Genomic DNA, 26,593 nt, shown 5'->3' with positions numbered 1-26,593 from the left:
ACCTCATGAACGACATCTCGAACACCGCAGGCGGCCAGGAGCTGATCTCGTTCCGGATCGGCGCGCAGGAGTTCTGCGTGGACATCATGGACGTGCGGGAAATCCGCGGCTGGACGCCCGCGACCGCCATTCCGGACTCGCCGCCCTTCGTCCGGGGCGTGATCAACCTGCGGGGCGCCGTGCTGCCGATCATGGACCTGGGCGCACGCCTGGGCCTGGGGGCGGCCGATCCCACGGCCCGGCACGTGATCATCGTGGCCCAGGTCGAGAAGCAGGTCGTGGGCCTGCTGGTCGATGCGGTCTCCGACATCCTGACGATCACGGACGACATGATCCAGCCGACGCCGGAGGTCGGCTCCGACCTCGCCCGGTCGTCGGTCCGCGGCCTGCTGGCCATCGACGGCCGCATGGTCAGCTTCCTGTCGCTGACCGGCCTGTTCCCGCAGGATGACCTGGAGATCGCCGCGTGAGCACAGCCTCTCCGGCGATCGCGGACGGCCAGCGGCTGGTGGACGGCGAGTTCGTCTTCCAGGGCGAGGACTTCCGCCGCATCGCGGCCATCCTCCACGAGTCGGCCGGCATCGCGCTTTCGGAATCGAAGGCGACCCTGGTCTATTCCCGCCTGGCCAAGCGCCTGCGCAGCCTGGGCCTGGAGAGTTTCCGGGAGTATTGCGCGCTGGTCGCCGACGCCCGGAACGTCGACGAGCGCCAGCGCATGATCGCCGCGCTGACCACCAACGTGACGCGGTTCTTCCGCGAGCCGCATCACTTCGACCACCTGAAGACGCAGCTTGGGCCCCTTCTCGAAGCGGCCCGCCGCGGCGGCGCCGTGCGCATCTGGTCGGCGGGCTGCTCCAGCGGCGAGGAGCCCTACTCCATCGCCCTGACGATCCTGTCGCTCGCGCCCGACGCCGCCGACCTGGATGTCCGCATCCTGGCGACCGACATCGACACCAACGTGCTCGCCCACGCCCGGGCCGGGACCTACGGGTCGTCCAGCATGCTGCAGATCCCCGGCGACCTTCGCGGCCGCTGGTTCGAGAAGGACGGCGATCGCTGGACGGCGACCGATCCGCTCCGGCGAATGATCGTCTTCAACGAGCTCAACCTGATGGGCGAGTGGCCGATGAAGCGCCGGTTCGACGCCATCTTCTGCCGCAACGTCGTCATCTACTTCGAAGAGGCGACCCAGGCGCGGGTGTTCAGCCGCTTCCTGCCGCTGATGAGCCCGACCGCACGACTCTACATCGGCCACTCCGAGCGCGTGTGCGGTCCTGCCGCCGCCAGCCTCGAGACCGACGGCGTCACCATCTACCGCCTGAAGGAGGCCGGCCGATGATCCGGGTCCTGGTCGTCGACGACTCCGCCACCATGCGCAGCCTGATCTCGGCGGTGCTCGGCCGCGATCCCGAGATCGAGGTGGTCGGCCAGGCCGGGGATCCCTACGAGGCCCGCGAAGCCATCAAGCGGCTCAACCCCGACGTCATGACCCTCGACGTCGAGATGCCGAACATGAACGGCATCGAGTTCCTCGAGAAGGTGATGCGCCTTCGCCCGATGCCGGTGGTGATGGTCTCGACCCTGACCACCCGCGGCGCGGAGATCACCCTCGAGGCCCTGGAGATCGGCGCCGTCGATTGCGTCGCCAAGCCGTCCACCGGCGGCCTGGAAGGCTTCCGCGAGCTGCCCGAGAAGGTGAAGGCCGCGGCCGGGGCCCGCGTGCGGCCGCTGGACCGCCCCGCGCCCGGCTCGGCCGCCGCCGCGCCGGCCCGCCTGGAACATGCGCCCGACGGCCGGCTGATCGCCATCGGCTCGTCGACGGGCGGCGTCGAGGCGCTGATCACCGTCCTCTCCCGCTTCCCGGCGAACTGCCCGCCGACCGTGATCACCCAGCACATGCCCGAGAGCTTCACCAAGAGCTTCTCGGAACGGCTGGACCGCCTCTGCGCGCCGCACGTGGAAGAGGCGACCGACGGCGCGCCGCTGGACGTGGGCCGCGTGTACGTCGCCCCCGGCGGAGACGCCCACCTGGAGGTGGCCGGCGGATCCCGCCCGCGCTGCCGCATCGTCGCCGGCGACCGCGTGAACGGCCACCGGCCGTCCGTGGACGTCCTGTTCTCGTCGGTGGCGCGCGTCGTGGGCCCGCGCGCCGTCGGCTGCATCCTGACCGGCATGGGCCGCGACGGGGCGAACGGGCTCCTCGAGATGCGCGAGGCCGGGGCGCGCACCCTCGGCCAGGACGAGGCCACCTGCGTCGTCTACGGCATGCCCAAGGCCGCCTTCGAGATCGGCGCCGTCGAGCGCCAGGCCCCGATCGACAAGATCGCCGCCGAACTCCTGAAGGCGCCCGTCCAACAGACTGTGGAGAAAGCCTGATGCCCGCCGCGGCTTCGATGACCGTCCTCGTGGTGGACGACCAACAGACGATGCGCTCGCTGGTCCGCACGGGCCTGCAGGAGCTCGGCTTCCGGGACATCAAGGAGGCGCCCGACGGCGAGGCTGGCCTGCGCGTCATGCTGACGTCCAAGGTCCACCTGGTGATCTCGGACTACAACATGCCCAAGCTCGACGGCCTGGGCCTGCTGCGGGCCGTGCGCGGGCATGAGCCGATCCGGACCACGCCGTACATCATGCTGACCGGCCGGGCCGACCGCGAGCTGGTGCAGCGGGCGGTGCAGTTCGGGGTCAACAACTACCTGGTCAAGCCCTTCACCGTCGGCACGCTGAAGGAGAAGATCGAAGCGGTCTTCGGTCCGATCACATGAGCATGGCGGCCGACCGCTACACGGGCCTGGCGCAGCGTCCCGAGCACGTGGTGCAGGGCGAGTTCCGCGTCACCGAGCACCCCGACGCCGTGCTGACCACGGTGCTCGGCAGCTGCGTGGCGGCCTGCATGCGCGACCCCGCCCTGGGCATCGGCGGGATGAACCACTTCCTGCTGCCCGGCGCCCAGGACCAGGGCCGCGACGCCGCCGGAGGCGACGCCCAGCGGTTCGGCGCCTACGCCATGGAGCTGCTGGTCAACGCCCTGCTGCAGCGGGGCGCCCAGCGCGGCCGACTGGAAGTGAAGCTGTTCGGCGGCGCGCGGATGCTGAAGGGCCTGACCGACGTCGGCGCGGCCAACGCCGCCTTCGCGGAAGGCTATCTGCGCGCCGAGGGGCTGGCGCACGCGGGCGGCTCGCTGCGCGGCGATCAGGCCCGCCGCGTCCAGTACTGGCCCGCCACCGGACGCGCCCGGCAGATCCTGCTGCCGCATCAGGTCGCCGATCCATTCGAGGCCGAGCGCGAACGCGTTCGCCGTCCTCCGCCAGCGCCCGCCAGCGCCGGGGAGCTGGAGCTGTTCTGAGGAAACCCGCCATGACGCAGCGATATCCCGTTCCCCTCAGCGACGTCCTGGTCGCCGCCGCCGGCGTCCTCCAGGAGATGGAGGGCCGCTGCGCCGAGCTTCAGGAGGCGCTGAGCCCGGCGATGACCGCCGGCGCGCGGCCCATGGCGCTGCAGGATCTCGACTACGTCACCCAGGGCCTCGCCAGCCTGTCCTACTTCCTGGCGTCGCTTTCGGAACGCCTGCCGCGCGAATGGGCGGCCGACGCCCTGGCCGTCGCCGAGGCCCTGCCCCTCGAGGACGTGGCGGCCGCGCTAAGCCTCGCTCCTGTCCCGGTCCGCGCGGGGGCCGGCGAGCTGGAGCTGTTCGAATGAGCATGCGCCCGGCCGGCTCCGATCCGCGCCTCAACCTGTCCAAGACCGTCGTCCTGATCATCCAGAACAATCAGGCCGAGCTCGACATCCTGGGCCAGGTGTTCATCGGCTTCGGCGTCAAGGCCATCCGCAAGTACCTCTCGCTCGCCGACGCCGAGGAGGTGGCCCGCCGCGTCGACTTCGACCTCATCGTCGTCGACGGCGACTTCGAAGCCGGCGCCGGCTTCGAGTTCGTCGAGCGCCTCCGCCGCGAGCGCGACGGCCGCAACCGCCTCGCGCCGATCCTTCTGGTCGCCGGCCACACCCCGCAGAGCCAGATCTACCGGGCCCGGGATTGCGGCGCGAACTTCGTCGTCGCCAAGCCGATCACGCCCAAGGTGCTGTTCGACCGGATCCTCTGGCTCGTGCAGGACCAGCGCGAGTTCGTCGAGTCCGCAGGCTACGTCGGCCCCGACCGGCGTCACAAGGCGTTCGGCCCGCCGCCCGGCATGCAGGGCCGCCGCAAGGACGACCTCTCCCCCGAAGTCGGCTTCCCGGCCGGCCCCGATCTCGCCCAGTCGGAGATCGATGCCTTGCTCAATCCCCGAAAGGCGGTCGCGTAAATGACAGCAGCTCGGACCTTCAAGTACGTCAACCGCCTGGCCAAGGCGCTCACCCAGCACAGCGGCCTGACCATGCGCGAGGCGGTGAAGGCCGCCGACGCCCGGCTGGCGCAGCTGCGCGAGAACACCCTCACGGAGATCGACGGGATCGTCCTGCGCATCCAGGCCCTGTCGCAGGACATCACGCGCCTCGACGACCCGCGCGTCCAGCAGGTCTACGGCGCCGCCAACCAGATCATCGCCCTGGCGGGCGTCTTCGAGAAGACCGAGCTGGGCGAGGCCGCCTACAGCCTCTGCGAGCTGATCACCCGCTTCCGCAACACCGGCCGATGGAGCGCCGCGATGGTCGCCGTCCACGTCGACGCCCTTCAGGTGATGCGCCAGGTCCAGGACCACGATCCGGCCCATTGCACGGCGCTCAAGCACGGGCTGCGCAAGGTGGTGGAGTCCGTCGCCTGATTGCCAAGCGGCGCCGGTCCGTAGCACACCGGGGCGCATGACCGACGTTCTCGTGATCGGGGCCGGCCACAACGGCCTGACCTGCGCCGCCTACCTCGCCACCGCGGGGCTGAAGGTCACCGTGCTGGAGCGCCGCGACGTGGTCGGCGGCGCCGCCGTGACGGAGGAGTTCCATCCCGGCTTCCGCAACTCGGTGGCCAGCTACACCGTCAGCCTCCTGAACCCGAAGGTCATCCGCGACCTGGACCTGCATCGCCACGGCCTCAAGGTGGTGGAGCGCAGGGCGGCGAACTTCCTGCCCTTCGACGGCGACAGCCTGCTCACCGGCTCCGGCCGCACCCGGGCCGAGGTCGCTCGCTTTTCGCAGAAGGACGCCGAGCGGCTGGACGCCTATGACGCGCGCCTGGAAGCCATCGCCGACGTGCTGCGCGAGCTGGTGCTGGAGACGCCGCCCAACCTCGTCGAGGGCGGCCTGGCCCAGGCTCTGCCCGAGCTGGTGAAATCCGCGGCGCTCGGCCGCCGTCTCTCGAAGCTGGACCTGACCGCCAAGCGCGACCTGCTGGCGCTCTTCGCGCAATCGGCCGGCGACTGGCTGGACGGCTGGTTCGAGAGCGATCCGATCAAGGCCGTCCTCGGCTTCGACGGCGTCGTCGGCAACTACGCGAGCCCCTATACGCCGGGCTCGGCCTACGTCCTGCTGCACCACGTCTTCGGCGAGGTGAACGGCAAGAAGGGCGCCTGGGGCCATGCGATCGGCGGCATGGGGGCGATCACCCAGGCGATGGCCGCCTGCTGCCGCGAGCGCGGCGTCACGATCCGCACGGGAACGGGCGTGGCCGAGGTGCTGACCGAGAAGGGCCGCGCGGTCGGAGTCGTCACCGAGGCGGGTGAGACGCTCCGGGCACGGATGGTGGTCTCCAACCTCCACCCCAAGCTGCTGTTCTCCAAGCTCGATCCGGGCGTCGTGCCGGCCGACTTCACCGAGCGGCTGAGCCGCTACCGCTCGGGTTCGGGGACCTTCCGGATGAACGTCGCCCTGTCCGAGCTGCCGCGCTTCACCGTGCGGCCGGAGCCCGGCGACCACCTCACGGCCGGCATCATCATCGCCCCCACCCTCGCCTACATGGATCGCGCCTACATGGACGCCCGGGTCCACGGCTGGTCGCGCGAACCGATCGTCGAGATGCTGATCCCGTCCACCCTGGACGACAGCCTGGCGCCCACAGGCCGGCACGTCGCCAGCCTGTTCTGCCAGCATGTGGCGCCGACGCTGCCGGGCGGCCGCTCCTGGGACGATCACCGGGACGAGGTGGCCGACCTGATGATCGCCACGGTCGACAGGCACGCCCCCGGCTTCGCGAAATCGGTCATCGCCCGCCAGGTTCTGTCGCCGACGGACCTGGAGCGCACCTTCGGCCTTGTGGGCGGCGACATCATGCATGGCGCGCTCAGCCTGGATCAGCTCTTCTCGGCCCGCCCCGTCCTCGGCGCCGGCGACTATCGGACGCCCGTCCGGGGCCTGTACCAGTGCGGCGCCGGAACCCACCCCGGCGGGGGGGTCACCGGCGCGCCGGGCCACAACGCCGCCCGGGAAGTGCTGCGCGACGTGAAGCGCCGGCGCGCCTGACGCTAACCCTTCGCGGCCGCGGCCGCGGCCCGCACCTCGCCCGCCAGGCTCATCGGGTCGAACGGCTTGGCGATCACGGCGACGGCGCCCAGGCCGATCAGGCGGTCGGTCTCCTGTCGCTGGGCCCGTGCGGTGATGAACACCGCCGGCGCCGCGTCGAACTGCGGCCGCTCCCGGATGGCCTTCAGCAGGGTCGGTCCGTCCGTGCCCGGCATCATCACGTCCAGCAGCAGCAGGTCCGGAGACCAGTCGCCGGCGTCCAGCACCGCCAGCGCCTCATCCGCGGAGGCGGCCGTCCGGACCTCCAGGTCGGGATCCATCTCCAGCGACAGACAGGCCACCTCGCGGATGTCGGGCTCGTCGTCCACATAGAGGATCTTCAGCGCGCTCATGCCTCGGCTCCGGCGGCGGGACTTGGGGAATGTCGGGCGACGGCGGTGAGCCGCCGCACCGTGGCGATCAGCTGATCCAGCGACGACCGCGACTTGACCAGCACGGCGTCCACCGCCTGGGCGAGGGCCGCCTGGTCGAAGGCCTGGGCCGAGAACACCACGACGGGGATCGGCCGTCCGCTCGGATCGTGCAGCTCGGGCAGCAGGTCCAGTCCAGAGCCGTCGGGCAGTCCGACGTCCAGGATGGCCAGCGACGGCGTCTGTTCGGAGAGGGCCTGCCGCGCCGCCGCCAGGCTCTCGACCGACTTCATGCGGCAGCGGCCGCTGAAGGCCTCGGCCACCAGCTGGCGCAGGTCGGGGTCATCGTCGACGTGGAGCACCAGCGGTCCCTCGGCGGCGCCGTCGATGGCCTGGTCCAGCGCTGCGGCGAGCCGGTCCAGGTCCACCGGCTTCTCGATCCAGTCCACCAGATCGAGGCTGGCCATGGCGGCCCGATCCGCCGCGTCGGCCGATATGATGATCGCCGGCAGGCCGCGCGTGGCGGGATCGGCGCGCAGGCGGCGCAGGAGGTCGAGCCCCGAGCCGTCGGGCAGCCGCAGGTCCAGGAGCAGGGCGTCGAAGGCGCCGGGCGTCGCCAGCGTCTCGGTGGCCGCCGCGAGGGTCGTCACGATCTCGGTGCGGAAGCCGTGGCCGGCGAGGGCTTCGCTCAGCACCTGGGCGATGTCCGGGTCGTCCTCGCAGAGCAGCAGCCGGACGCCGTCGTCGCCGGGCGGCGCCGACGCCACGTCCGGGCGCGCCGGAAGCTCCACATGGAAGGTCGCGCCCTCGCCGGGCGGGCTTTCGAACCAGATCCGGCCGCCGTGCCGCTCGACGATCTCCTTGCTGATCGCCAGCCCGAGGCCCGTGCCGCCCTTCTGACGGGTGTCGGAGGAGTCCGCCTGGGCGAAACGGCCGAAGATTTGGTCCTGGAACTCCGGTGGAATGCCGGGTCCGTCGTCCTTCACCGAGAGCCGCACCCGGCGACCCTCCGGCCAGACCCGCACCCGCGCCACGCCGCCGCGCCTCGAGAACTTGACGGCGTTCGACAGCAGGTTCGTCAGGACCTGGGTCAACCGGTCGGCGTCGCCGTCGACCATGACCGGTTCCGCCGGCGGGTCGTACGCGAGCGCGACGCCCGTCTCGGCGCTGAGGCCGCCGAGGTTCTCGACAGCCGCCTGCGTGAGGTCGCCGAAGTCCAGCGGTTTGGAGACCAGGCCGAGCTTCCCGGAATCGATCTTCTCCAGGTCGAGGATGTCGTTGATCAGCCGCACCAAACGCCGGCTGTTGTTCTCGGCGATGCCGATGAGGCGGGCGGCCCGCTCGGGCAGCGCTCCGGCCGCGCCTCCGGCCAGCAGGCCCAGAGAGCCCGCGATGGATGTCAGGGGCGTGCGCAGCTCATGACTGACCGTGGAGACGAACTCCGACTTCGCGAGCTCGGCGCGGCGCCGTTCGGTGCAGTCGCGCATCACCGCGACGGCATGCACGCCGTCCGGCTGGGCCATCTCGCCGAAGTTGATGTCGACCGGGAAGGTCGTGCCGTCCTTCCGCCGGGCCTCCAGCTCGCACGTGGCGCCGGCTCGCACGTCGCCGTCGTGCCGCAGGCGCTCCAGGAACAGGGCGTCGTCGCCCGCCGCCTCCGGCACCAGGACGGAGATGTCGCGGCCGGTCAGCTCCTCGGGCGCATAGCCGAACATTTCCTGGGCGGCGCGGTTCATCGTCTCCACCCCGCCGCTCGGATTGAAGGTGATGATGGCGTCCATGGCGGAATCGAAGATCGCCTGGCGGCGCTCCGCCTCGGCCCGCGCCCGGGTGATCAGGGCGGTCCGCAGCGCGGTGTAGCGGAAGGCCATGACGGCGGCGAGGGCGATGGCGGCCAGGACGAGCCCATAGCTGGTGGACGACACGAGCCGCGCCTGGCGCGTCTGGCTCTGGGCCAGGCGCAGCCGCTCGCCGAGATTGCGCGCCTCGGCCGCGGAGATGGCGTCGGTGTCGGCGCGCAGCCGCTCCATGGCCCGCTCCCCGCGCGCCGTGGCGACCTCGGCTCCGGCCGCCGTCAGCCCTCGTTCGTCGCGGACCGCGCGCACCTCTTCCATGAGCGCGAACCGCTCGCGCGCCAGTTCGCGAACCCGGGCGAGGCGCTGCTGCTGCTCGGGCTGGTCCGAGAAGGCGAGCACGAGCTGGTCGATGCGCTGCTCCACCAGCGGCGTGACGGCCTCGTAGCGGCGCAGGAACGCGTGATCGCCGGACAGGAGGTAGCCGCGGTGGCTGCTCTCGGCGTCCTTGATCATCAAGGCGAAGGCCTGGATGGACGCGCGCCGCTCGGCCGAGCGGATCATCGCGGCCTGGGCAGCATCCTGCTGCGCCTGCTCGATGCTGGTGGCCCGCCACGCCACGGCCAGCAGGATCGGGATCAGCAGGATGACGGTCACGGCGCAGAGCCAGAACAGCGCGTCCTGCGAGAAGCGCCGACGGAGCGTCGCGATCCAGCCGTCGATCATGAAGTCTCCCGTTCGGCGCGAGGACGCTGCATCAACGTCCCGCCGTGACGCAAGCTCCCGGGGCGGAAGCGCTGCGGCTGGACATGCCTTCCATACTGTGCCGTTCAGCAAGGAAATCGCGCCTTGCGCGTCGCCTGGGCCTGTTGTCTACCTCGGAACGCTGAACTCGAAGCAATCCGGTTCCGTTTGCAGGCCGTGCGCTTCCGCAAACCAGAGGCAACTTCGTGACCACCCTGCCCCTGCCGCCGCTCGCGGCCTCCGCCCTCGACCTCATCGGGCGCACCCCCATGGTCGAGCTGACCGGCTTCGACACCGGGCCCTGCCGCCTGTTCGTGAAGCTGGAGAACGCCAATCCCGGCGGCTCGATCAAGGACCGCATCGCCCGCTCGATGATCGAGGCGGCCGAGAAGGACGGTCGGCTGCAGCCCGGCGGCACGATCGTCGAGGCGACCGCCGGCAACACGGGGCTGGGCCTGGCCCAGGTCGGACTGCTGAAGGGTTACAAGCTGCTGCTCGTCGTGCCCGACAAGATGGCGCGCGAGAAGATCCAGCACCTGCGGGCGATGGGAGTCGACGTGCGGATCACCCGCTCCGACGTCGGCAAGGGCCATCCGGAATACTACCAGGACATGGCCCAGGCGATCGCGGCCAAGCTCAACAACGCCGTCTACATCAACCAGTTCGAGAACCCGGCGAACCCGCTGGCCCACGAGACCACGACGGGCCCCGAGATCCTCGATCAGATGGACGGCGACGTGGACGCGGTGGTCGTCGGCGTGGGCTCCGGCGGCACCCTGACCGGCCTTGGCCGCTTCTTCGAGAAGGCCTCGCCGAAGACCCGGATGGTGCTGGCCGATCCGGTGGGCTCCATCCTCGCGCCGCTGGTCAACGAGGGGAAGACCGTCGAGGCCGGGTCGTGGATCGTCGAGGGCATCGGCGAGGACTTCGTCCCGGACAACTGCGACCTGAAGTTCGTCGAAAAGGCCTACGCCATCACCGACCAGGAGAGCGTGGCGACGGCCCGCGAACTCCTGATGAAGGCGGGCATCCTGGCCGGCTCCTCGTCGGGCACCCTGCTGGCGGCGGCCCTGCGCTACTGCCGCGAGCAGACCGAGCCCAAGCGGGTGGTCACCCTCGTCTGCGACACCGGCTCCCGCTACCTATCCAAGATGTACAACGACAGCTGGGTGGCCGAGCAAGGCCTGGCCGACCGCCAGCTCCATGGCGACCTCCGCGACCTGATCGCCCGCACCGAGGGCGACGCCGTCACCGTCGGCCCCGACGACACCCTGCTCACGGCCTACAACCGCATGCGCCAGGCCGACGTCAGCCAGCTTCCCGTCATGGACGACGGCCGCCTCATCGGCCTGATCGACGAGAGCGACCTGCTGGAAGCCGTCGAGCGGCGCCAGGCCGAGGGCCGCTTCAAACAGCCGGTCAGCGCGGCCATGACCGCCAAGCTCACCACGCTGCAGGCCAGCCAGCCGCTCGACGCCCTCCTGCCGATCTTCGAGCAGGACCACGTGGCCATCGTGATGGACGGCCGGGAGTTCCTGGGCCTCATCACCCGGATCGATCTCATCAACTACCTGAGGCGCGCGGCGTGACCGACCAGAACCACGGCAAGAACCGGCTCGATTTCGCCACCCGCGCCATCCACGGCGGGCAGGAGCACGATCCGACCACAGGCGCGGTGATGCCGCCGATCTACGCCACCTCGACCTACGCTCAATCGTCGCCCGGCGTGCACACCGGCTTCGAGTACTCGCGCAGCCAGAACCCGACCCGTTTCGCCCTGGAGCGCGGCCTGGCCGACCTGGAAAGCGGGACCAAGGGCTATGCCTTCGCCTCGGGCCTGGCGGCGATCTCCACCCTGCTGGAGGCGCTGGACGCCGGCGACCACGTGATCTCGTCCGAGGACCTCTACGGCGGCTCGTTCCGCCTGTTCGACAAGGTGAAGAAGCGCTCGGCCGGCCTGACGTTCAGCTTCGTCGACCTCGCCGATCTTTCGGCCATCGAGGCGGCGATCACGCCGAGGACGAAGATCATCTGGGTGGAGACGCCGACCAACCCGCTGCTGCGGCTGGCCGACCTCGAAGCCATCGCCGACCTCTGCAAGCGTCGCGGGATCATCGCCGCCGCCGACAACACCTTCGCCAGCCCCTACGTGCAGCGGCCGCTGGAGCTGGGCTTCGACGTCGTCATGCACTCGACGACCAAGTACATCGGCGGCCATTCCGACGTGGTCGGCGGCGCCCTTGTGGTCGGCGACAACGCCGAGCTGCGCGACAAGCTGACGTTCCTGCAGAACGCCGTGGGCGCCGTGGCCTCGCCGTTCGACAGCTTCCTGACGCTTCGGGGCATGAAGACGCTGGCGCTCCGCATGGAGCGGCACTGCCAGAACGGCCTCGCCATCGCCAGGTGGCTGGAAGGCCGCCGCGACGTGAAGGCCGTCGTCTACCCTGGCCTCGAGAGCCATCCGCAGCACGAGCTCGCCAAGCGTCAGATGAACGGCTTCGGCGGCATGATCACCGCGGTCCTCGACCGCGACCTCGACGGCACGCGCCGCATGCTGGAGCGGACCCGCCTCTTCACCCTGGCCGAAAGCCTGGGCGGCGTGGAGAGCCTGATCGAGCACCCGGCGATCATGACCCACGCCTCGATCCCGCCCGAGACGCGCGCCCGCATCGGCATCGAGGACGGCCTGATCCGGCTGTCGGTGGGCGTCGAGAGCACCGCCGACCTGATCGCCGACCTGGAGCAGGCGCTGGCCGGCTAGAGGAACAGCTCGGCGGCGGCGTCGACGATGGCGTCCACGTCCAGGCGGTAATGGCGGTAGAGGTCCGGCAGGTCGCCGACCTGGCCGAAGCTGTCGAGGCCCAGCGCGCTGACGCGCATGCCCCGCACGCCGCCCAGCCAGGACAGTGTCGCGGGCGAGCCGTCCACCACGGTGACCAAGCCGGCGCCGGGCGCCAGCCGTCCCAGCAGCGCCTCGGCGTGGCTCTCGCGCGTCTCACCCAGGGTCCAGCGGCCGCGACGGGCGGCCATCCAGTCGCGGTGCAGCAGGCCCGGCGAGACGACGTTCAGGACGCCCAGCCCGGGCAGATCCTCGGCGAGCTGTTCAGCCGCCTGCAGCACTTCGGGCGCCACTGCGCCGCAGAAGACGATGGCGGCGTCTGAGCCTTCGGCGGGCGCCTTGAGCCAATAGGCGCCCTTCAACGCATCGGCCTTCCAGAGATCGTCCGTACGCGGAACCTGTCTCAGGTTGCGCGTCGTCAGGCGCAGATAGACCGAGCCGCCATCGTCGGCCTGCATGTGCTCGAACGACCAGCGCATGGCCAGCGACAGCTCGTCCACGAAGGCCGGCTCGAAATAGGTGAGCCCCGGCTGGCCGATGCCGATCAGCGGCGTGTAGATCGACTGGTGCGCGCCGCCCTCCGGGCCCAGCGTCAGGCCGCTGGGCGTGGCCACCAGCATGAAGCGGGCGTCCTGGTAGCAGGCGTAGTTCAGGGCATCGAGGCCGCGGCTGATGAAGGGGTCGTACACGGTGCCGATGGGCAGCAGCCGCTCGCCCCACATCGGGCCGGCGAGGCCCAGCGCCGCGAGGTTCAGGAACAGGTTGTGCTCGGCGATGCCCAGCTCGACGTGCTGGCCCGCATGGCCGCCCGCCCACTTCTGCGGCGACGGGATCTTGGCGTCGCGGAACACGTCCGCCGTCTCGCGCCGACGGAAGAGGCCGCGCTGGTTCACGAAGCCGCCGAGGTTCGTCGAGACGGTCACGTCCGGGCTGGTGGTGACGATGCGGTCGGCGATCGGCGCGCCAGACTTGGCCAGTTCCAGCAGGATCTTGCCGAACGCGGCCTGGGTGGACTGTTCGGGCCCTTCGGGGACCGGGAACTCGGCCTCCGCCGGCACGGGGATCTTCGCCGCGCCCGGGCGGCGATCGGCGGGTTGCGCGAACGGCGCCTGGGCCACGAACGCCTTCAGCGCCTCGGCCTCGTCGGGCGAGAGGCCGCCGTAGGGCTCCCACTCGGCGCCTTCGGGGATCCCCAGGCTCTGCCGCAGCGCGTCCACCTGGCTGGGCGTCATCAGGCCGGCGTGGTTGTCCTTGTGGCCCTGCAGCGGCAGGCCGAAGCCCTTGACCGTGTAGGCGATGAACAGCGTGGGCGTGTCATCCCGCGACGCCTCGTCGAAGGCCTCGATCAGGGTCTCCATGCAGTGGCCGCCCAGGCCGATCATCAGGCTGTGCAGCGCCTCGTCGGTGAAGCTCTCCAGCAGGGCCGGGACGCCGGCCTCGCGGCCGATGTCGCGGGTGAGGCGCTCGCGCCACGCCGCCCCGCCCTGGTAGGTCAGCGCGGCGTACTCGGCGTTGGAGCAGGCCTCGATCCAGTTGCGGAGCGCCGCGCCGCCGGGCCGCGCGAACGCCCGCTGCTGGGCCTTGCCCCATTTCAGCGTGACGACGCGCCAGCCGGCGGTCTCGAAGATGTCGTCGAACCGGTCGAACATCCGGTCGGCCGTCGTGGCGTCGAGGCTCTGCCGGTTGTAGTCGACGATCCACCAGCAGTTCCGGATGTCGTGCTTGTAGGCCTCGATCAGGCACTCGTAGATGTTGCCCTCGTCGAGCTCGGCGTCGCCGAGGGTGGCCACCATCCGGCCCTCGCGGGCGGGATCCAGCCAGCCGTGAGCCCGCAGGTAGTCCTGGGTCAGCGATGCGAAGGCGGTGATCGCCACGCCGAGGCCGACCGAGCCGGTGGAGAAGTCGACGTCGTCCTTGTCCTTGGTCCGCGAGGGATAGGACTGGGCCCCGCCGAAGCTGCGGAAGGCTTCGAGCTGCTGCCGGGTCTGCCGGCCCATCAGGTACTGGGCGGCGTGGAAGACGGGGCTCGCGTGCGGCTTCACCGCCACCCGGTCCTTGGGCGTGAGCGCGTGGAAGTAGAGCGCCGTCAGGATCGTCGTCATCGAGGCGCAGGAGGCCTGGTGGCCGCCCACCTTCAGCCCGTCGCGGCTCTCGCGCAGGTGGTTGGCGTTGTGGATGGTCCAGGTGGCAAGCCAGCGCAGCCGCTCGTCGATCCGGGTGAGCTGCTCGACCTCGTGCGCGGTCCCGAGGTTGTGACCGGCGGCGGCAGCGGATTGGGCGCGGGGCATGGAATGTTCCTGGATCGGCCGAAGCGAGGCGGGTTCTTGCGCTCAAGCTCCGGCGCGGGGCACGCTTTGATCCTTCCTTAGCAGGTTCCGAGGACGGCCGTCAGCCGCCGTCGGAGACTCGAAAAACCGGTACGCCGCAGTTGACGCTGGGTTCCCCTTGCGGCTTGCTGGCGGCGAGAGCGCCGACAGACGCGCCTGCATGGAGGAAGACGAATGGCCCGCACGCCCGCGGCCGCCGACCGGCTGCCCATGAAGACCAAGCTCGCCTTTGGACTGGGCGGCGGCGCCGAGATGGTGGCGCTCTATTCGATCTCCAGCTTCGCCCTGCTGTTCTACAGCCAGGTGAAGGGCGTGCCGGCCCACCTCGTGGGCCTCGCCATCTCGGTCAGCCTGGTTCTGGACGCCATCTCGGACCCGATCGTGGGCTCCATCTCGGACCGCACGAAATCGAAGTGGGGCCGGCGGCACCCTTACCTTTTCGCCTCGGTGATCCCGACGGGCCTGACGCTCTGGGCCATCTTCTCGCCGCCGGCGGGCCTAGGCCAGACAGGTCTGCTGATCTGGCTGGCCGCGGCGGTGGTCCTGATGCGCCAGTCCATGACCTTCTTCTACGTGCCGCACCTGGCGCTCGGCGGCGAGCTGTCGCCGCACTACACCGAGCGGTCCAAGGTCATGGCCTACTACAGCTTCTTCAACTGGGCCGGCGGCTCGCTGACCCTGATCGCCGCCACGCTGTTCTTCTTCCCCGCCACGCCGGACTATCCGCGGGGGCTGCTGAACCCGGAGCCCTGGCCGCGCTACGCCCTGGCGATCGGCGCGATCACCGTGACGGCCCTCTTCGCCTCGGCCTGGCTCACCCGCGACCGCATCCCCTACCTGCCCAAGCCGGATCCGGACCAGCCGCGGCTCACCGTCGGCGGCTTCTTCGGCGACTTCGGCAAGGCGCTGACCAACATCAACTATGTCTGGCTGCTGGTGGCCTACTTCTTCGTGGCCCTGATGATCGGCATGCGCGAGGGCATGCGGCTCTACGTCTACACCTACTACTGGGACCTCTCGAGCAAGCAGCTCTCGCTGTTCGTCATCGGCAGCTTCGTGGGCTACCTGACGGCCTTCCTCTTCGCGGCGCGCCTGCACGGGCGGTTCGACAAGAAGAAGACCATGATGCTGGCGGCGCTGGTTTACGCGATCGTCCCGTCGATCCCCCTGGTGCTGGGCATGGCGGGGCTGATCTCGCCCGACACGCCCGGGCTGCTGCCGCTGCTGATCGCCTTCGCGGCGGTGCAGTACGGTTCGATCAGCGTGCTGCAGATCAGCGCCATGTCCGCGCTGGCCGACATCGCCGACCAGAACGAGCTGAAGTACGGGCTGCGCCAGGAAGGCATCCTCTACTCGACGCGCAATCTGGCCGGGAAGATCGACATGGCGGTCGGCACGGCGGTGGCGGGCGCGGTCATCACCCTGATCGGGTTCCCGAAGGGGGCGCGGAGCATCGCCGACGTTCCGCCGGACGTGCTGTTCAACCTGGCGCTCTGGGACAGCGTCCTTGCGGCGGCGCCCGGCCTGGTGGCGGCGGTGTTCTACTCGCTGTACCGCATCGATCGGAAATCCCATGCCGAGACCCGCGCGGCCCTGGAGGCTCGGCGCAAGGCCCAGGCCCCGCCCGACACGCCGCGCCGCGAGCCGCCCCTAGGCGCGGCCGCGCCGGCTCCGGCGGAGTAGGGCAAAGACGCCCAGCGCCGCCGCCACGCCCAGGCCGTCGGCCAGCAGGTCGACGGTGTCGGCGCTGCGCCCCAGGCCCATCGTTCCCTGCAGCGCCTCGATGGCCGCGCCGAACGCGAAGGCGAAGGCCGCGACCCGCAGCGGCCGCCGGGGCCAGAACAGCAGGCCCAGCCCCGTCAGCGCCGCCCAGGTCAGCGCATGCTCGGCCTTGTCCCAGACGCTGACGGTGGGCAGCGCCTCGGTGGGCGCGAGGCACACGTAGAGAACGGCGGCGCACGCGAGTGCATAGGCCAGGACGCGGAGCATGCCGCTTACTTGCATGGCCGGCCCCGTCTCTCTAGAGGCCATGGGGCGGCGGCGCGAGGAGACGGCATGGCGATCGAGGCGGTGATCTGGGATTTCGGCGGGGTCTTCACCACCTCGCCCTTCGAGGCCTTCAACCGCTTCGAGGCCGAGCGCGGCCTGCCCGCTGATCTGATCCGGCAGGTCAACGCCACCGACCCCGACACCAACGCCTGGGCGCTCTTCGAGCGCAACGAGATCGACGCCGGCCGCTTCGACACCCTGTTCCTCGAGGAGTCGACTCGGCTGGGCCATCCGGTCCGCGGGGCCGACGTCCTGCCGCTGCTCTCTGGCGCGCTGCGCCCGCGAATGGTCGAGGCGCTGAAGGCCTGCAAGGCGGCGGGCTTCAAGGTGGGCTGCATCACCAACAACGTCGTCTCGGAACACAGTCCCGGCCAGGCCGAGGGACAGCGGATGGCCGGCGCCATGGCCCAGGTGATGCCGCTGTTCGACGCCATCATCGAGAGCTCCAAGGCCGGGGTCCGCAAGCCGGACCCGCGCATCTACCTGATGATGTGCGACCTGCTGGCCGTGCAGCCGGAGGCTTGCGTCTACCTCGACGACCTCGGGATCAACTGCAAGCCGGCCGCGGGGTTGGGCATGCAGGCCATCAAGGTGACGGGGGAGGCTCAGGCGCTGGACGATCTCTCTCGGATCGTCGGTCTGGAGTTCCCGTGATGGGCCGCCCCTCCAAGATCGGCGCCGACGCGGCGCTTTCCCGGCTGCAAGGCTGGTCGAAGGTCGAGGGTGGCCGCGACGCCATCGCCAAGACCTTCCGCTTCAAGGACTTCAACGAGGCGTTCGGGTTCATGACTCGGGTGGCTATCAAGGCGGACCAGCTCGATCACCATCCCGAATGGTTCAACGTCTACAACCGCGTGGAGGTCATCCTCGCCACCCATGACGCCGTCGAGGGGGCTGGCGGCGTGACCGAGCTGGACGTCGCGCTCGCGGGGTTCATGGACGAGATCGCTTCGCCGTCATCCCGGCCGTAGCGTAGCGAAGAGCCGGGACCCAGGGCCGGCGCACTGCAGAACCTCCTGGGTCCCGGATCGGCCTGAGGCCGTCCGGGATGACGTGCAGAACAACAGGGAGGAAATTCATGGGACGCGTCGCCGGCAAGAAGGCCTTCATCACGGGCGCCGCCCAGGGGCTGGGCGCCGCCTTCGCCCGCAAGCTCGCCGCCGAGGGCGCCAAGGTCAGCCTCGCCGACGTCAACGCCGCCGGCGCGCGCGCCGTGGCCGACGAGATCAACGCCGCGTACGGCGAGGGGACCGCCTTCGCCTTCCCCCTGGACGTGACCAAGGAAGACCAGTGGATCTTCGCCCTGGAGGAGGCCGACGACGCCATGGGCGGCATCTCGGTCCTGGTGAACAACGCCGGCATCAGCCGCGGCGGCGACATCGAGAGCCTCAGCCTCGAGGACTGGAAGCTGGTGATGAGCGTCAACGTCGACTCGGTCTTCCTCGGGACCAAGCACGCGCTGAAGTACCTGCGCCAGAACCAGCCGGGCTCGATCATCAACATCAGCTCGATCGCGGGCCTGATCGCCGCCCACAACAGCCCCTCCTACAACGCCTCGAAGGCGGGGGTCTGGCTGCTGTCCAAGGGGATCGCCCTGCACTGCGCGAAACAGGGCCTCGACGTCCGCTCCAACTCGATCCACCCGACCTACATCGACACGCCGATCCTCGACCCGCTGCGCCAGCGGTTCGGCAAGGAGGAGGCCGAGGCCAAGCTCGCGCGCCAGGTGCCGCTCGGCCGCATCGGGGAGCCGGACGACATCGCCAACGCGGTCCTCTACCTGGCTTCCGACGAGAGCCGCTTCATGACGGGCGCCGAGCTCAAGCTCGACGGCGGCATTTCGGCGATGTGAGGCCTGCCGGCCCTCAGGGGGAGATGCCTGCGGCTAGTTCACCACCACGGCGCCGAGCAGCAGCTTCGCGCCGCGCTTGCCGAGCACCAGGTCGGTCTGCTGTTGCAGGGCGCGGCCGATGAACTCGACGTTCGGCGGCGCGCCCGAGGGCAGGCCCGCGGCATAGGTCTGCACGGCGGACATGTAGGCCGACCGCAGGCGCGGGACCGAGGCGTAGGTCCGCTCCCGCAGCGTCGCGTCGGGCACGTCCAGCCCGCATTCCACGGCCAGCACGCCGCGGCGGCCGTCGGCGCGGCGAGTCGTGCCCAGCACCGTCTGGATCTGCACGTAGGAGGCGCCGCCGCTCAGCTTCTTCTCGGCCTTGTCGCCGGACGCACGCGCCATTGACGGCGCGGCGGCGAGCGCGAGGAAGCCCATGAAAAGACGCCGGTTCATGCGCCGCATCAGGCGCCGACTATGGTTAGCGGTCTCTTTACGCGCGCCGCCCGAGACTCGGGGCGAGACCGAATCGCACTCCGGAGCGCCCCTTGGGCCGATTTGCACCCACACCGACCGCGCTTGCCGACAACCTCGACGGCAAGGTCGTCCTCGTCACCGGCGGGACCGGCAGCTTCGGCCGCCGCTTCGTCGAGACGGTGCTGGCCCGCGCCGAGCCGCGGAAGCTGATCGTCTACTCGCGTGACGAGCTGAAGCAGAGCGAGATGCAGATCGACCTCGCCGAGCGGTTCGGACCCGACAAGCTGTCGCGCATGCGGTTCTTCCTGGGCGACATCCGCGACCGCGAACGCCTCAGCCTCGCCTTCCGGGGCGTCGACGTGGTGATCCACGCGGCGGCCCTGAAACAGGTGCCGGCCGCCGAGTACAATCCGTCCGAGTGCATCCACACCAACGTCCTGGGCGCCGAGAACGTAGTGCGCGCCTGCCTCGCCAACCGGGTGGCCAAGGTGGTGGCGCTGTCGACAGACAAGGCCTGCAATCCGATCAACCTCTACGGCGCGACCAAGCTGGCGTCCGACAAGACCTTCGTGGCGGCCAACAACCTCTCGGGCGACATCGGCACCCGCTTCGCGGTGGTGCGGTACGGCAATGTCGTGGGCTCGCGCGGCTCGATCGCCCCGCTGTTCCAGCGGCTGATCGCCAAGGGCGCGACCGAGCTGCCGATCACCGACCCGCGGATGACGCGCTTCCTGATCACCCTCGACGAGGGCGTGGACTTCGTTCTCTCGTCGCTGGCCATGATGCGGGGCGGGGAGATCTTCGTGCCCAAGATCCCGTCGATGAAGATCACCGACATCGCCGCGGCCATGGCGCCCGCCCTGCCGATCAAGGTCGTGGGCATCCGGCCCGGCGAGAAGCTGCACGAGATGATGATCTCGTCGGACGATGCGCGCACCACCGTCGACCTCGGCGACCGCTACGTCATCGAGCCTGCTTTCGCCGAGTACCAGCGCGCGAAGCTCGATGGCGGCCAGACGCCGGAGGGCTTCTCCTACGCCTCCGACACCAACGACGACTGGCTCGACGCCAAGGGCTTCCTGGCGATGCTCGAGATGCAATCGCCCCGGCGCGGCCGCCGGGCGACCGACTGACCATGTCCGTCCCGGTCCTGCCCTACGGCCGCCAGACGATCGAGGATGACGACATTGCCGCCGTGGCCGAGGCCCTGCGCGGCGACTTCCTGACGACCGGCCCCACGGTGGAGCGGTTCGAGCGGGTATTCGCCGAGACCGTTGGCGCCCGCCATGCGGTGGCCTGCGCCAACGGCACGGCGGCCCTGCACCTGGCCATGCTGGCCCTCGACGTCCAGCCGGGGGAGGCGGTCGTCGCGCCGTCCATCACCTTCCTGGCCACGGCGAACTGCGCCCGATACGTCGGGGCCGAGGTGGTGTTCGCCGACGTCGATCCCGACACCGGCCTGATGACGCCGGACACGCTGGCCCGGGCGCTGGAGCGCCTGGATGGCCGCCGGCTGCGGGCGGTCCTTCCCGTCCACCTCCGGGGCGACGCCGCCGAGCTGCCGGCGCTTGAGACCCTCGCCCAGGATGCGGGCGCGGTCCTCGTCGAAGACGCGCCGCATGCCCTCGGAACGACGATGAAGTTCGGCAATGCGACCGAACAGGTCGGCGATGTGCGCCACTCGGCGATGGCCACCTTCTCGTTCCACCCCGTGAAGACCATCGCCACCGGCGAAGGGGGCATGGTCACGACCAACGATGCTGCGCTCGCCGAACGTCTGCGCAGGATGCGCAGCCACGGGATGGTGCGGCCCGAGGGCTGCGAGCCGTGGTGGTACGAGATGCCGGAGCCCGGCCTCAACTACCGCCTGCCCGACGTGCTCTGCGCATTGGGCCTCTCCCAGCTCGCGAAGCTGCCCAGGTTCGCCGCACGCCGGCGCGCGCTGGCCTCAGCCTATCGCGAGGCCCTGGCGCCGCTCGCCCCTCTGGTCCGGCCTGCGGCCCAGCCCGCATGGAGCGATCCGGTGCTGCACCTGATGACCGTGCTGATCGACTTCGAGGCCGCGGGACGCACGCGCCTGCAGGTGGTCGAGGCCCTGAGGGCCCGCGGCGTCGGAAGTCAGGTCCACTACATCCCCGTCCATCGCCAGCCGTACTACCGCGACCGCTACGGCGACCTCGATCTCCCCGGCGCCGAGGCCTGGTACGCCCGCTGCCTCTCGCTGCCGCTGTATCCGGGGATGGAAGACGCCGACGTGGCCCGCGTGGTCGAGGCCCTGCAGGCCGCCCTGTCTCCCACCTGAACCGCGCGCCGAGCGTCGTCCCGGGCGGTCTGCGGCGCATCGACAGATAGTTTTTGACTTCCGGCTCGATCTATGTTCTTCTTTTGTTCATGGTCAGCGATAGTGACATGCTGGAGGAGATCGACGCCCGCCTCGCGGCGGTGGCCGACGTCCAGTTCGCGCTGATCCAGAAGATCCAGGGCCGCATCGAAGCTTCGGACGATGCCGCCGAGCTCCAGGCTCTGGCCGAGCCGCTCGACCGCTGCGCCCGCTCGATCCGCCTCACCTATGCGCTGCGCGTGAAGCTGCGGAAGGACATCCGCAGCCTCGACCGCGAGGAGACCCGCCGCGCCGAGGCCGCCCACAGGGAGCGCAGCCAGGATCGCTGGGACGCAGTCCGCCACCGTGTCGAGACCCTCACCTGGCGAGAAGCCGACTGGGAGGACGAGGGCCTTCTTACCGAGTACGACCGCGTCCTCGACTTCGAAAGCCTCGACGAACGCTTCCTCGACCTCACCGTCGAACAACAGGCCGACCGCCTCATCGCCAAGCTCGACCTCAGGGCCGAGCCCCCGCCCTCATATCCCGAGGCGGAGGCGGCCGAGGCCCCCAGCTTCCAAAGCTCCGCCTGATCCCGCCGCCGCAGGATTCAGCCACGAACGAACACGAACCAACACGAACGGTTCGGTTGGTCGTCACCCCTCAGAGCTTCAGCCCTGTCGCGCGCCTTTAGGCGCGCCTTCCTCCCGAAGCGCATGCGCTTCCGGGCTCGCGCCGCATGCGCCGACCCGTTCGTGTGGGTTCGTGTTCGTTCGTGGTTCTAAAAAACCGGCGCCGGCGCGCGCCTACGCCGCCAGGCCCGCCTGCTGGATCAGCTCGCGCATGGCGTCCAGCCCCTCGGGGGCGCGGGCGAGTTCCGCGCGGGTGTCGTCGTGACGAACCAGCTTCAGCGCCTCGGCCTTCGCCCGGGCGGCCGCCGGTCCCAGGGGCGCGGTCTCGCCGCAGGCCAGCTTCAGCAACAGGGTCAGCCGCTGAACGGCCGAGGCGTTGGCCTTGGCCAGGGCGGCCGTCATCTTCGTCTCGCCCTCGATCAGGCCGCCCAGGTCGCCGAGTTTGGCCTGGATCGGCTGGGAGTCCTCCTCCGCCAGGCCGCAGCGACCGACGGAACGTTGCAGCGCCGCAAGCTGCGCGAGCCGCGCCGCCGCGGACTCCTCGCCAAGTTTCAGCATTTCCTTCTCGAACCGCAGGGAGTGCACCACGGCCGTGAGCCAGCGCCCGGCCTGACGCTTGTTGGCGCCTCCGATGACGTTCTCGGTCAGCCAGATCAGCGCCTCCACCTCTTCGTGGGACGTCCGGCCCTGCCCGAGGTAGGCCTCGACGAAGTCGCCGGTGATCAGCATCCGCGACCGATGCGAGAACGCCTGCTGGACGTCCTCCAGCGGCAGCAGCTTGCCGGAGGCGGCGGTCAGCGACATGGCGAGCGCCCGCAGCACGTCGATCTCGGCCTCGGCGTCGCCGGGCTTCAGCCGACGGGGACCGTTCAGTTCGCGCAGGATACGCTTGCCGAGCGCCGTGCGGACGTCGGCGAAATCTTCGGCGGCCAGCCACTTGGCCAGCCGCTGGGCGGTCGGCGACAGCTCGGGCATCACCTTGGCGACGGAGGGCTCCACGCGGATCAGGGCCTCCACCGCGTCGAACGCCGTCAGCCGCGTGACGGCCGCCAGGCCGGCGCCCAGGTCCAGGCCCTTGCCGAGCAGGTTGTCGAGCCCCGGCTTCGACTCCAGGATCTCGGCCAACGGCTGCTCGAGCGTGGAGAACGCCAGGGCGCGCGCGGCCTGGCCGGCCGGGGCGGCGTCGGCGAGGTCCAACAGCCGCAGCACCTTCTCGGACCAGGTCTTGGCCGGCGCAATCGAGGCGGCGACGCCGGCGCCGAGCAGGTAGGCGCGCTCAGGCTCGCGGGCCACGCGATCGGCGGCCGCGGCGAAGCCCTCCCGGTCGACGTCGGGCAGCGAGCCCTTCTTGTGGTCCTTCATCAGCCGATCGACGGCGCGTTCCACGAGACTGTGGAACACCCGGATCAGCTCATGCACCGACATGCCGCGGGCGTGGGCTTCGGGGACCGCGATCTTCTGGATGGCGTGCTGGAGATCGGTGCCGGACGCCTCGAGCTTCTCCACGAGGTCGGGGCGGTGCAGCAGTTCGAACGGCGTGGCGTTGTTGCGGTCGAGCCAGCCTTCCAGCAGCCGGCCGATCCGTTCGCGGGCGTGCAGCGTGTAGAGGTCCTGCGGGGTGACGCACAGCGGCTGCGCGTCGGGCTGCGGCTTGGCCTTGCGCGGCGCCTCCACGGCGCCCAGCTTCAGGATGATGATCGACTGGAACTCGCGGGTATCCTCGTCGAGGATCTCCTTGGTCACCTTGGCGGCGGCGACGCGGCCGGCGTTATAGAGGCTCTCGGCGGCCTCGATCGCGGCCGTCCGGCTCTCGGTGGCCATGTCCAGCGACCACGCCTGGCCGGGCGTCTTCCGGACGAAGACCTCGTAATGCACGCTGAATCCATCCATGCCAGCATCCCCCCGGACGCTCGCACGTTCACCGAACAAGCTTAAGGGCGTGTTGATTTGCCTATACCTCCACCGCGGCCCCATTGAGGCCACGCTTCCTCGCGAATAGCTTGCGACATCTCGGACTAGGAGACCTCGGGACCACATGGCCAAGATCACCCTGGTGGACGACGACGAGAACATCGTCACCTCCGTCAGCCTGGCTCTCGAAAGCCACGGCCACACCATCAAGGCCTACTACGACGGCGCCTCGGGCCTCGCCGCGCTCGAGAACGATCCGCCGGATCTGGCCATCCTGGACGTGAAGATGCCGCGCATGGACGGCATGGAGGTGCTGCGCCGGCTTCGCCGCACCACCGACCTGCCGGTGATCATCCTCACCTCGAAGGACGAGGAGATCGACGAGATCCTGGGCTTCAACCTCGGGGCCGACGACTACATCCACAAGCCGTTCAGCCAGCGTCTGCTGATCGAGCGGGTGAAGGCCGTGCTGCGCCGCGCCGGCCGCGGCGAGGAGGACACGGTGGTCGGGCCCGCCGCGGCCGCCGACGCCGGCGCGCGGGCCATCAAGCGCGGCAAGCTCACCCTGGACCCCGCGCGGCACGACTGCCTGTGGGACGGCAAGCCGGTGAAGCTCACCGTCACCGAGTTCCTGCTGCTGCAGTCGCTGGCCCAGCGCCCGGGCTTCGTGAAGAGCCGCGACAACCTCATGGACGCGGCCTACGAAGACCAGGTCTATGTCGACGACCGTACGATCGACAGCCACATCAAACGCATGCGGAAGAAGTTCCGCGAGGTGGATCCTGAGTTCGACGCGATCGAAACCCTCTATGGCGTCGGCTACCGATACCGGGAAAGCTGAGCGGCCGAAGTCGGGCCGGGGCAGGCGGGCCAAGGTCCGCTGGCTGCCGGGCTCCAAGCTCGGAAGGCTGATCCTCGCCCTGAACCTGCTGGGGCTGGCGATCCTGGTCGCCGGCGCGCTGGTGCTCAACGAGTACCGGCAGGGACTGGTCAACGCCCGCATCGACAGCCTCTCGGCCCAGGGCGAGCTGATCGCGGACATCATCAACCGCGCCGCCACCGTGGGCGAGCCCCAGCCGCAGATGGACACGGGGCTCGCCACCGAGATCATGCAGACCTTCAAGAGCCCCGAAACCCAGCGGGCCAGGCTGTTCGATGAGACCGGGCGCCTCGTGGCCGACACTGACCTCGTCGCCGACAAGGTCGAGTGGAAGGTCCTGCCGCCGGCCCGCGCCCGGGCAGACGACGGCGTCCACCTCGACCTGATGCCCCACAAGCCGAAGCCCACGGCCGCCGATGCGCAGAAGGCGCTGGCGGCCGAGGTGGCCCAAGCGCTGAAGGGCCAGCGCTGGTCGGGGATGCGCCGCGGACCCGACGGCGACCGCGTGGTCTCTGTCTCGATCCCCATCCGGCACGTCCAGGCCGTCCTCGGCGTCATCACGCTGGAGGCGAGCGACGTGGACGAGATCATCGCCGGCGAGCGCGCGGCGCTGATCCCGTTCGTGCTGATCGCCATCGGCGTGACGCTGGCGTCTTCGATCCTGCTGAACAGTCTGATCGCCCAGCCGGTGAACCGCCTGGCCCGGGCCGCCGACAGCGTGCGCCTCTCGCGCGCCCGGGCCATCTCGCTGCCCGACCTGGCGCGGCGGGACGACGAGATCGGGGGCCTGACCCGAAGCCTCGAGGACATGACCCACTCGCTGTCCGAGCGGATGGACGCCATCGAGTCGTTCGCCGCCGACGTCGCCCACGAGATCCGCAACCCGCTCACCTCGATGCGCTCGGCGGTCGAAACCCTGGATCTGATCAAGGACCCCGCCGCCCGCGACCGGCTCCTCGGCATCCTCAAGAACGACGTGCAGCGGCTGGACCGGCTGGTCACCGACATCTCCAACGCGTCGCGCCTGGACGCCGAGCTCTCGCGCGACCAGCCGAAGATGGTCGACCTCGGCCGGCTGGTCGGCGACATCGTCGGCCTCTACCAGGCGACGGCGAAGCCTGGGGACGTGCGCGTGCGGCTGGAGATCGCTCCCGGCGTAGAGCCGGTGCGCGTGTTGGGTCGGGAAGGCCCGCTGGGCCAGATCTTCCGCAATCTGATCGACAACGCGCGTTCCTTCAGCCCCGCCGGGGACGAGGTGACCGTCGCCTTGGGCCGCGGCCACGGTCGGGTCCTGGCGACGGTTTCGGACAATGGCCCCGGCATACCGCCCGAGAACCTGGAGACGGTGTTCGAGCGCTTCTACACGTCGCGTCCCAAGGGGGCGGCGTTCGGCGGAAATTCGGGCCTGGGCCTTTCGATCGCGCGTCAGATCGCCGAGGCTCACGGCGGCAGCCTCCAGGCGCAGAACCGCCAGGACTCCGACGGCCGGGTCCTTGGCGCGATCTTCATCCTGAGCCTGCCGGAGCCGATCCTTTGATCCGCCACGCCGGCCTGATCGCGCAACGGGTCGCCGGCCGCTGGTTGGGGGTGCTGATCGAAGGGCCGTCCGGCGCCGGCAAGAGCGATCTCGCGCTCCGGGCGCTCGGCCAAGGCTTCCGGCTGGTTGCCGACGATCGCGTCGCGCTCTGGGCCTCCGCCGGCCGTCTCTACGGACGCGCGCCCGATGTGCTGCACGGCCTGCTGGAGGTCCGCGGCCTCGACGTCGTCCGCGCCGAGGCCCTGCCGCTTTGCGAGGTCGGGCTGGTGGCGCGGATCGGCGAGCCCGAACGGATGCCTGAGCCAGCGTCGGGCGACATCCTCGGCGTGAGCGTTCCCGTCATCACAACTCCAGCGTTCGAAGAGTCCGGCCCTGCGAAACTCAGTCGCGCGCTCTCAACCTTTGACGCGGCGGACAAGAGGCGTATTTAGCTCCGCTCGCGCCCCGGCTAAGGCG

27 protein-coding genes are annotated in these 26,593 nt (G+C 70.2%); 21 read left to right on the top strand and 6 right to left on the bottom strand.

Annotated features, from left to right (window positions below):
• Positions 1-5: 5 nt before the first annotated feature.
• The 9 genes from ACO2Q0_RS07770 to ACO2Q0_RS07730 are packed head-to-tail and all read left to right on the top strand — an operon-like array spanning position 6 to position 6,387.
• Positions 6-470, top strand: coding sequence for a chemotaxis protein CheW (locus ACO2Q0_RS07770; protein ID WP_423350925.1), 465 nt, complete (start codon positions 6-8; stop codon positions 468-470).
• Positions 467-1,339 (top strand): CheR family methyltransferase, encoded by an 873-nt coding sequence (locus tag ACO2Q0_RS07765; protein WP_423350924.1) that lies wholly within the window; start codon positions 467-469, stop codon positions 1,337-1,339. Before ACO2Q0_RS07770 ends, ACO2Q0_RS07765 begins: the two co-directional genes overlap by 4 nt.
• On the top strand, positions 1,336-2,376 hold the full coding sequence (locus ACO2Q0_RS07760) for a protein-glutamate methylesterase/protein-glutamine glutaminase (RefSeq protein WP_423350923.1): 1,041 nt from the start codon (positions 1,336-1,338) through the stop codon (positions 2,374-2,376). Before ACO2Q0_RS07765 ends, ACO2Q0_RS07760 begins: the two co-directional genes overlap by 4 nt.
• Positions 2,376-2,765 (top strand): response regulator, encoded by a 390-nt coding sequence (locus ACO2Q0_RS07755; protein WP_423350922.1) that lies wholly within the window; start codon positions 2,376-2,378, stop codon positions 2,763-2,765. Before ACO2Q0_RS07760 ends, ACO2Q0_RS07755 begins: the two co-directional genes overlap by 1 nt.
• A gap of 2 nt (positions 2,766-2,767) precedes the next feature.
• Positions 2,768-3,346, top strand: coding sequence for a chemotaxis protein CheD (locus tag ACO2Q0_RS07750; RefSeq protein WP_423351582.1), 579 nt, complete (start codon positions 2,768-2,770; stop codon positions 3,344-3,346).
• 11 nt (positions 3,347-3,357) lie between these two features.
• A complete protein-coding gene (locus ACO2Q0_RS07745) occupies positions 3,358-3,699 on the top strand; it encodes a hypothetical protein (protein WP_423350921.1) in 342 nt (113 codons plus the stop codon).
• Complete coding sequence (locus tag ACO2Q0_RS07740; RefSeq protein ID WP_423350920.1) at positions 3,696-4,301, top strand: response regulator; 606 nt, start codon at positions 3,696-3,698, stop codon at positions 4,299-4,301. Before ACO2Q0_RS07745 ends, ACO2Q0_RS07740 begins: the two co-directional genes overlap by 4 nt.
• The gene (locus ACO2Q0_RS07735; RefSeq protein WP_423350919.1) at positions 4,302-4,760 is read left to right on the top strand and encodes a hypothetical protein; all 459 of its coding nucleotides are present in this window, start codon (positions 4,302-4,304) and stop codon (positions 4,758-4,760) included.
• Positions 4,699-6,387: a phytoene desaturase family protein gene (locus ACO2Q0_RS07730; RefSeq protein WP_423351581.1), complete on the top strand. Its 1,689-nt coding sequence runs from the start codon at positions 4,699-4,701 to the stop codon at positions 6,385-6,387. Before ACO2Q0_RS07735 ends, ACO2Q0_RS07730 begins: the two co-directional genes overlap by 62 nt.
• A gap of 2 nt (positions 6,388-6,389) precedes the next feature.
• Here ACO2Q0_RS07730 and ACO2Q0_RS07725 read toward each other — a convergent pair whose 3' ends face one another.
• Both ACO2Q0_RS07725 and ACO2Q0_RS07720 read right to left on the bottom strand, forming a co-directional pair.
• Positions 6,390-6,779, bottom strand: a complete 390-nt coding sequence (locus ACO2Q0_RS07725; protein ID WP_423350918.1) for a response regulator — start codon at positions 6,777-6,779, stop codon at positions 6,390-6,392.
• The gene (locus ACO2Q0_RS07720) at positions 6,776-9,316 is read right to left on the bottom strand and encodes an ATP-binding protein (RefSeq protein WP_423350917.1); all 2,541 of its coding nucleotides are present in this window, start codon (positions 9,314-9,316) and stop codon (positions 6,776-6,778) included. The genes ACO2Q0_RS07725 and ACO2Q0_RS07720 overlap by 4 nt, the downstream gene beginning before the upstream one ends.
• Positions 9,317-9,540: 224 nt before the next feature.
• Here ACO2Q0_RS07720 and ACO2Q0_RS07715 point away from each other — a divergent pair, with 224 nt between their 5' ends.
• Complete coding sequence (locus ACO2Q0_RS07715; RefSeq protein WP_423350916.1) at positions 9,541-10,923, top strand: pyridoxal-phosphate dependent enzyme; 1,383 nt, start codon at positions 9,541-9,543, stop codon at positions 10,921-10,923.
• On the top strand, positions 10,920-12,095 hold the full coding sequence (locus ACO2Q0_RS07710) for a cystathionine gamma-synthase (protein ID WP_423350915.1): 1,176 nt from the start codon (positions 10,920-10,922) through the stop codon (positions 12,093-12,095). Before ACO2Q0_RS07715 ends, ACO2Q0_RS07710 begins: the two co-directional genes overlap by 4 nt.
• Here ACO2Q0_RS07710 and ACO2Q0_RS07705 read toward each other — a convergent pair.
• Positions 12,092-14,461, bottom strand: coding sequence for a transketolase (locus tag ACO2Q0_RS07705; RefSeq protein ID WP_423350914.1), 2,370 nt, complete (start codon positions 14,459-14,461; stop codon positions 12,092-12,094). The two genes, ACO2Q0_RS07710 and ACO2Q0_RS07705, sit on opposite strands and share 4 nt — an antisense overlap.
• Positions 14,462-14,674: 213 nt before the next feature.
• On the opposite strand from ACO2Q0_RS07705, the gene ACO2Q0_RS07700 reads away from it, so the two are divergent.
• Entirely contained in the window at positions 14,675-16,183 is a 1,509-nt protein-coding gene (locus ACO2Q0_RS07700; RefSeq protein WP_423350913.1) for an MFS transporter, read from the top strand.
• On the opposite strand, the gene ACO2Q0_RS07695 is transcribed toward ACO2Q0_RS07700, so the two are convergent.
• Positions 16,151-16,489 carry a VanZ family protein gene (locus ACO2Q0_RS07695; protein WP_423350912.1) on the bottom strand — a complete coding sequence of 113 codons (339 nt, stop codon included), beginning with the start codon at positions 16,487-16,489 and terminating at the stop codon, positions 16,151-16,153. The two genes, ACO2Q0_RS07700 and ACO2Q0_RS07695, sit on opposite strands and share 33 nt — an antisense overlap.
• A 66-nt stretch (positions 16,490-16,555) precedes the next feature.
• On the opposite strand from ACO2Q0_RS07695, the gene ACO2Q0_RS07690 reads away from it, so the two are divergent.
• The 3 genes from ACO2Q0_RS07690 to ACO2Q0_RS07680 all read left to right on the top strand — a co-directional run bounded on the left by ACO2Q0_RS07690 (position 16,556) and on the right by ACO2Q0_RS07680 (position 18,401).
• Positions 16,556-17,203 (top strand): HAD-IA family hydrolase, encoded by a 648-nt coding sequence (locus tag ACO2Q0_RS07690; RefSeq protein WP_423350911.1) that lies wholly within the window; start codon positions 16,556-16,558, stop codon positions 17,201-17,203.
• Positions 17,203-17,520, top strand: a complete 318-nt coding sequence (locus ACO2Q0_RS07685) for a 4a-hydroxytetrahydrobiopterin dehydratase (protein ID WP_423350910.1) — start codon at positions 17,203-17,205, stop codon at positions 17,518-17,520. The genes ACO2Q0_RS07690 and ACO2Q0_RS07685 overlap by 1 nt, the downstream gene beginning before the upstream one ends.
• Positions 17,521-17,627: 107 nt before the next feature.
• A complete protein-coding gene (locus ACO2Q0_RS07680) occupies positions 17,628-18,401 on the top strand; it encodes an SDR family oxidoreductase (RefSeq protein ID WP_423350909.1) in 774 nt (257 codons plus the stop codon).
• Positions 18,402-18,434: 33 nt separating this feature from the next.
• On the opposite strand, the gene ACO2Q0_RS07675 is transcribed toward ACO2Q0_RS07680, so the two are convergent.
• The gene (locus ACO2Q0_RS07675) at positions 18,435-18,836 is read right to left on the bottom strand and encodes a hypothetical protein (protein ID WP_423350908.1); all 402 of its coding nucleotides are present in this window, start codon (positions 18,834-18,836) and stop codon (positions 18,435-18,437) included.
• 92 nt (positions 18,837-18,928) lie between these two features.
• Here ACO2Q0_RS07675 and pseB point away from each other — a divergent pair, with 92 nt between their 5' ends.
• From pseB to ACO2Q0_RS07660, 3 genes are all read left to right on the top strand, one after another.
• On the top strand, positions 18,929-19,990 hold the full coding sequence (gene pseB, locus ACO2Q0_RS07670; RefSeq protein ID WP_423350907.1) for a UDP-N-acetylglucosamine 4,6-dehydratase (inverting): 1,062 nt from the start codon (positions 18,929-18,931) through the stop codon (positions 19,988-19,990).
• A gap of 2 nt (positions 19,991-19,992) precedes the next feature.
• Positions 19,993-21,159, top strand: coding sequence for a UDP-4-amino-4,6-dideoxy-N-acetyl-beta-L-altrosamine transaminase (pseC, locus tag ACO2Q0_RS07665; protein WP_423350906.1), 1,167 nt, complete (start codon positions 19,993-19,995; stop codon positions 21,157-21,159).
• An 89-nt stretch (positions 21,160-21,248) separates the two neighbouring features.
• A complete protein-coding gene (locus tag ACO2Q0_RS07660) occupies positions 21,249-21,770 on the top strand; it encodes a hypothetical protein (protein ID WP_423350905.1) in 522 nt (173 codons plus the stop codon).
• A 213-nt stretch (positions 21,771-21,983) separates the two neighbouring features.
• Here the strand turns inward: ACO2Q0_RS07660 and ACO2Q0_RS07655 are convergent, their stop codons facing one another.
• Positions 21,984-23,699, bottom strand: coding sequence for a hypothetical protein (locus ACO2Q0_RS07655; RefSeq protein ID WP_423350904.1), 1,716 nt, complete (start codon positions 23,697-23,699; stop codon positions 21,984-21,986).
• 145 nt (positions 23,700-23,844) lie between these two features.
• Here ACO2Q0_RS07655 and ACO2Q0_RS07650 point away from each other — a divergent pair, with 145 nt between their 5' ends.
• Genes ACO2Q0_RS07650 through ACO2Q0_RS07640 form a run of 3 tightly spaced genes read left to right on the top strand, consistent with a single transcriptional unit; the run spans position 23,845 to position 26,568 of the window.
• Positions 23,845-24,561: a response regulator transcription factor gene (locus ACO2Q0_RS07650; protein ID WP_423350903.1), complete on the top strand. Its 717-nt coding sequence runs from the start codon at positions 23,845-23,847 to the stop codon at positions 24,559-24,561.
• A complete protein-coding gene (locus ACO2Q0_RS07645; RefSeq protein WP_423350902.1) occupies positions 24,530-26,137 on the top strand; it encodes an ATP-binding protein in 1,608 nt (535 codons plus the stop codon). The genes ACO2Q0_RS07650 and ACO2Q0_RS07645 overlap by 32 nt, the downstream gene beginning before the upstream one ends.
• Positions 26,134-26,568 (top strand): HPr kinase/phosphorylase, encoded by a 435-nt coding sequence (locus ACO2Q0_RS07640; protein ID WP_423350901.1) that lies wholly within the window; start codon positions 26,134-26,136, stop codon positions 26,566-26,568. The genes ACO2Q0_RS07645 and ACO2Q0_RS07640 overlap by 4 nt, the downstream gene beginning before the upstream one ends.
• Positions 26,569-26,593 lie beyond the last annotated feature (25 nt).

It is taken from the genome of Phenylobacterium sp. VNQ135 (assembly GCF_049445735.1).
Taxonomy (GTDB): Bacteria; Pseudomonadota; Alphaproteobacteria; order Caulobacterales; family Caulobacteraceae; genus Phenylobacterium.
This window is presented reverse-complemented; position numbering and strand designations above follow the sequence as displayed.

What these genes read in the sequence shown, in the direction of transcription:
- ACO2Q0_RS07770 (WP_423350925.1), top strand. Translation starts at nt 6, where the DNA reads ATGAACGACATCTCGAACACCGCAGGCGGCCAGGAGCTGATCTCGTTC.
- ACO2Q0_RS07760 (WP_423350923.1), top strand. Translation starts at nt 1,336, where the DNA reads ATGATCCGGGTCCTGGTCGTCGACGACTCCGCCACCATGCGCAGCCTG.
- ACO2Q0_RS07755 (WP_423350922.1), top strand. Translation starts at nt 2,376, where the DNA reads ATGCCCGCCGCGGCTTCGATGACCGTCCTCGTGGTGGACGACCAACAG.
- ACO2Q0_RS07750 (WP_423351582.1), top strand. Translation starts at nt 2,768, where the DNA reads ATGGCGGCCGACCGCTACACGGGCCTGGCGCAGCGTCCCGAGCACGTG.
- ACO2Q0_RS07745 (WP_423350921.1), top strand. Translation starts at nt 3,358, where the DNA reads ATGACGCAGCGATATCCCGTTCCCCTCAGCGACGTCCTGGTCGCCGCC.
- ACO2Q0_RS07740 (WP_423350920.1), top strand. Translation starts at nt 3,696, where the DNA reads ATGAGCATGCGCCCGGCCGGCTCCGATCCGCGCCTCAACCTGTCCAAG.
- ACO2Q0_RS07735 (WP_423350919.1), top strand. Translation starts at nt 4,302, where the DNA reads ATGACAGCAGCTCGGACCTTCAAGTACGTCAACCGCCTGGCCAAGGCG.
- ACO2Q0_RS07725 (WP_423350918.1), bottom strand. Translation starts at nt 6,779, where the DNA reads ATGAGCGCGCTGAAGATCCTCTATGTGGACGACGAGCCCGACATCCGC.
- ACO2Q0_RS07720 (WP_423350917.1), bottom strand. Translation starts at nt 9,316, where the DNA reads ATGATCGACGGCTGGATCGCGACGCTCCGTCGGCGCTTCTCGCAGGAC.
- ACO2Q0_RS07705 (WP_423350914.1), bottom strand. Translation starts at nt 14,461, where the DNA reads ATGCCCCGCGCCCAATCCGCTGCCGCCGCCGGTCACAACCTCGGGACC.
- ACO2Q0_RS07700 (WP_423350913.1), top strand. Translation starts at nt 14,675, where the DNA reads ATGGCCCGCACGCCCGCGGCCGCCGACCGGCTGCCCATGAAGACCAAG.
- ACO2Q0_RS07695 (WP_423350912.1), bottom strand. Translation starts at nt 16,489, where the DNA reads ATGCTCCGCGTCCTGGCCTATGCACTCGCGTGCGCCGCCGTTCTCTAC.
- ACO2Q0_RS07690 (WP_423350911.1), top strand. Translation starts at nt 16,556, where the DNA reads ATGGCGATCGAGGCGGTGATCTGGGATTTCGGCGGGGTCTTCACCACC.
- ACO2Q0_RS07685 (WP_423350910.1), top strand. Translation starts at nt 17,203, where the DNA reads ATGGGCCGCCCCTCCAAGATCGGCGCCGACGCGGCGCTTTCCCGGCTG.
- ACO2Q0_RS07680 (WP_423350909.1), top strand. Translation starts at nt 17,628, where the DNA reads ATGGGACGCGTCGCCGGCAAGAAGGCCTTCATCACGGGCGCCGCCCAG.
- ACO2Q0_RS07675 (WP_423350908.1), bottom strand. Translation starts at nt 18,836, where the DNA reads ATGAACCGGCGTCTTTTCATGGGCTTCCTCGCGCTCGCCGCCGCGCCG.
- pseC (WP_423350906.1), top strand. Translation starts at nt 19,993, where the DNA reads ATGTCCGTCCCGGTCCTGCCCTACGGCCGCCAGACGATCGAGGATGAC.
- ACO2Q0_RS07660 (WP_423350905.1), top strand. Translation starts at nt 21,249, where the DNA reads ATGGTCAGCGATAGTGACATGCTGGAGGAGATCGACGCCCGCCTCGCG.
- ACO2Q0_RS07655 (WP_423350904.1), bottom strand. Translation starts at nt 23,699, where the DNA reads ATGGATGGATTCAGCGTGCATTACGAGGTCTTCGTCCGGAAGACGCCC.
- ACO2Q0_RS07650 (WP_423350903.1), top strand. Translation starts at nt 23,845, where the DNA reads ATGGCCAAGATCACCCTGGTGGACGACGACGAGAACATCGTCACCTCC.
- ACO2Q0_RS07645 (WP_423350902.1), top strand. Translation starts at nt 24,530, where the DNA reads ATGGCGTCGGCTACCGATACCGGGAAAGCTGAGCGGCCGAAGTCGGGC.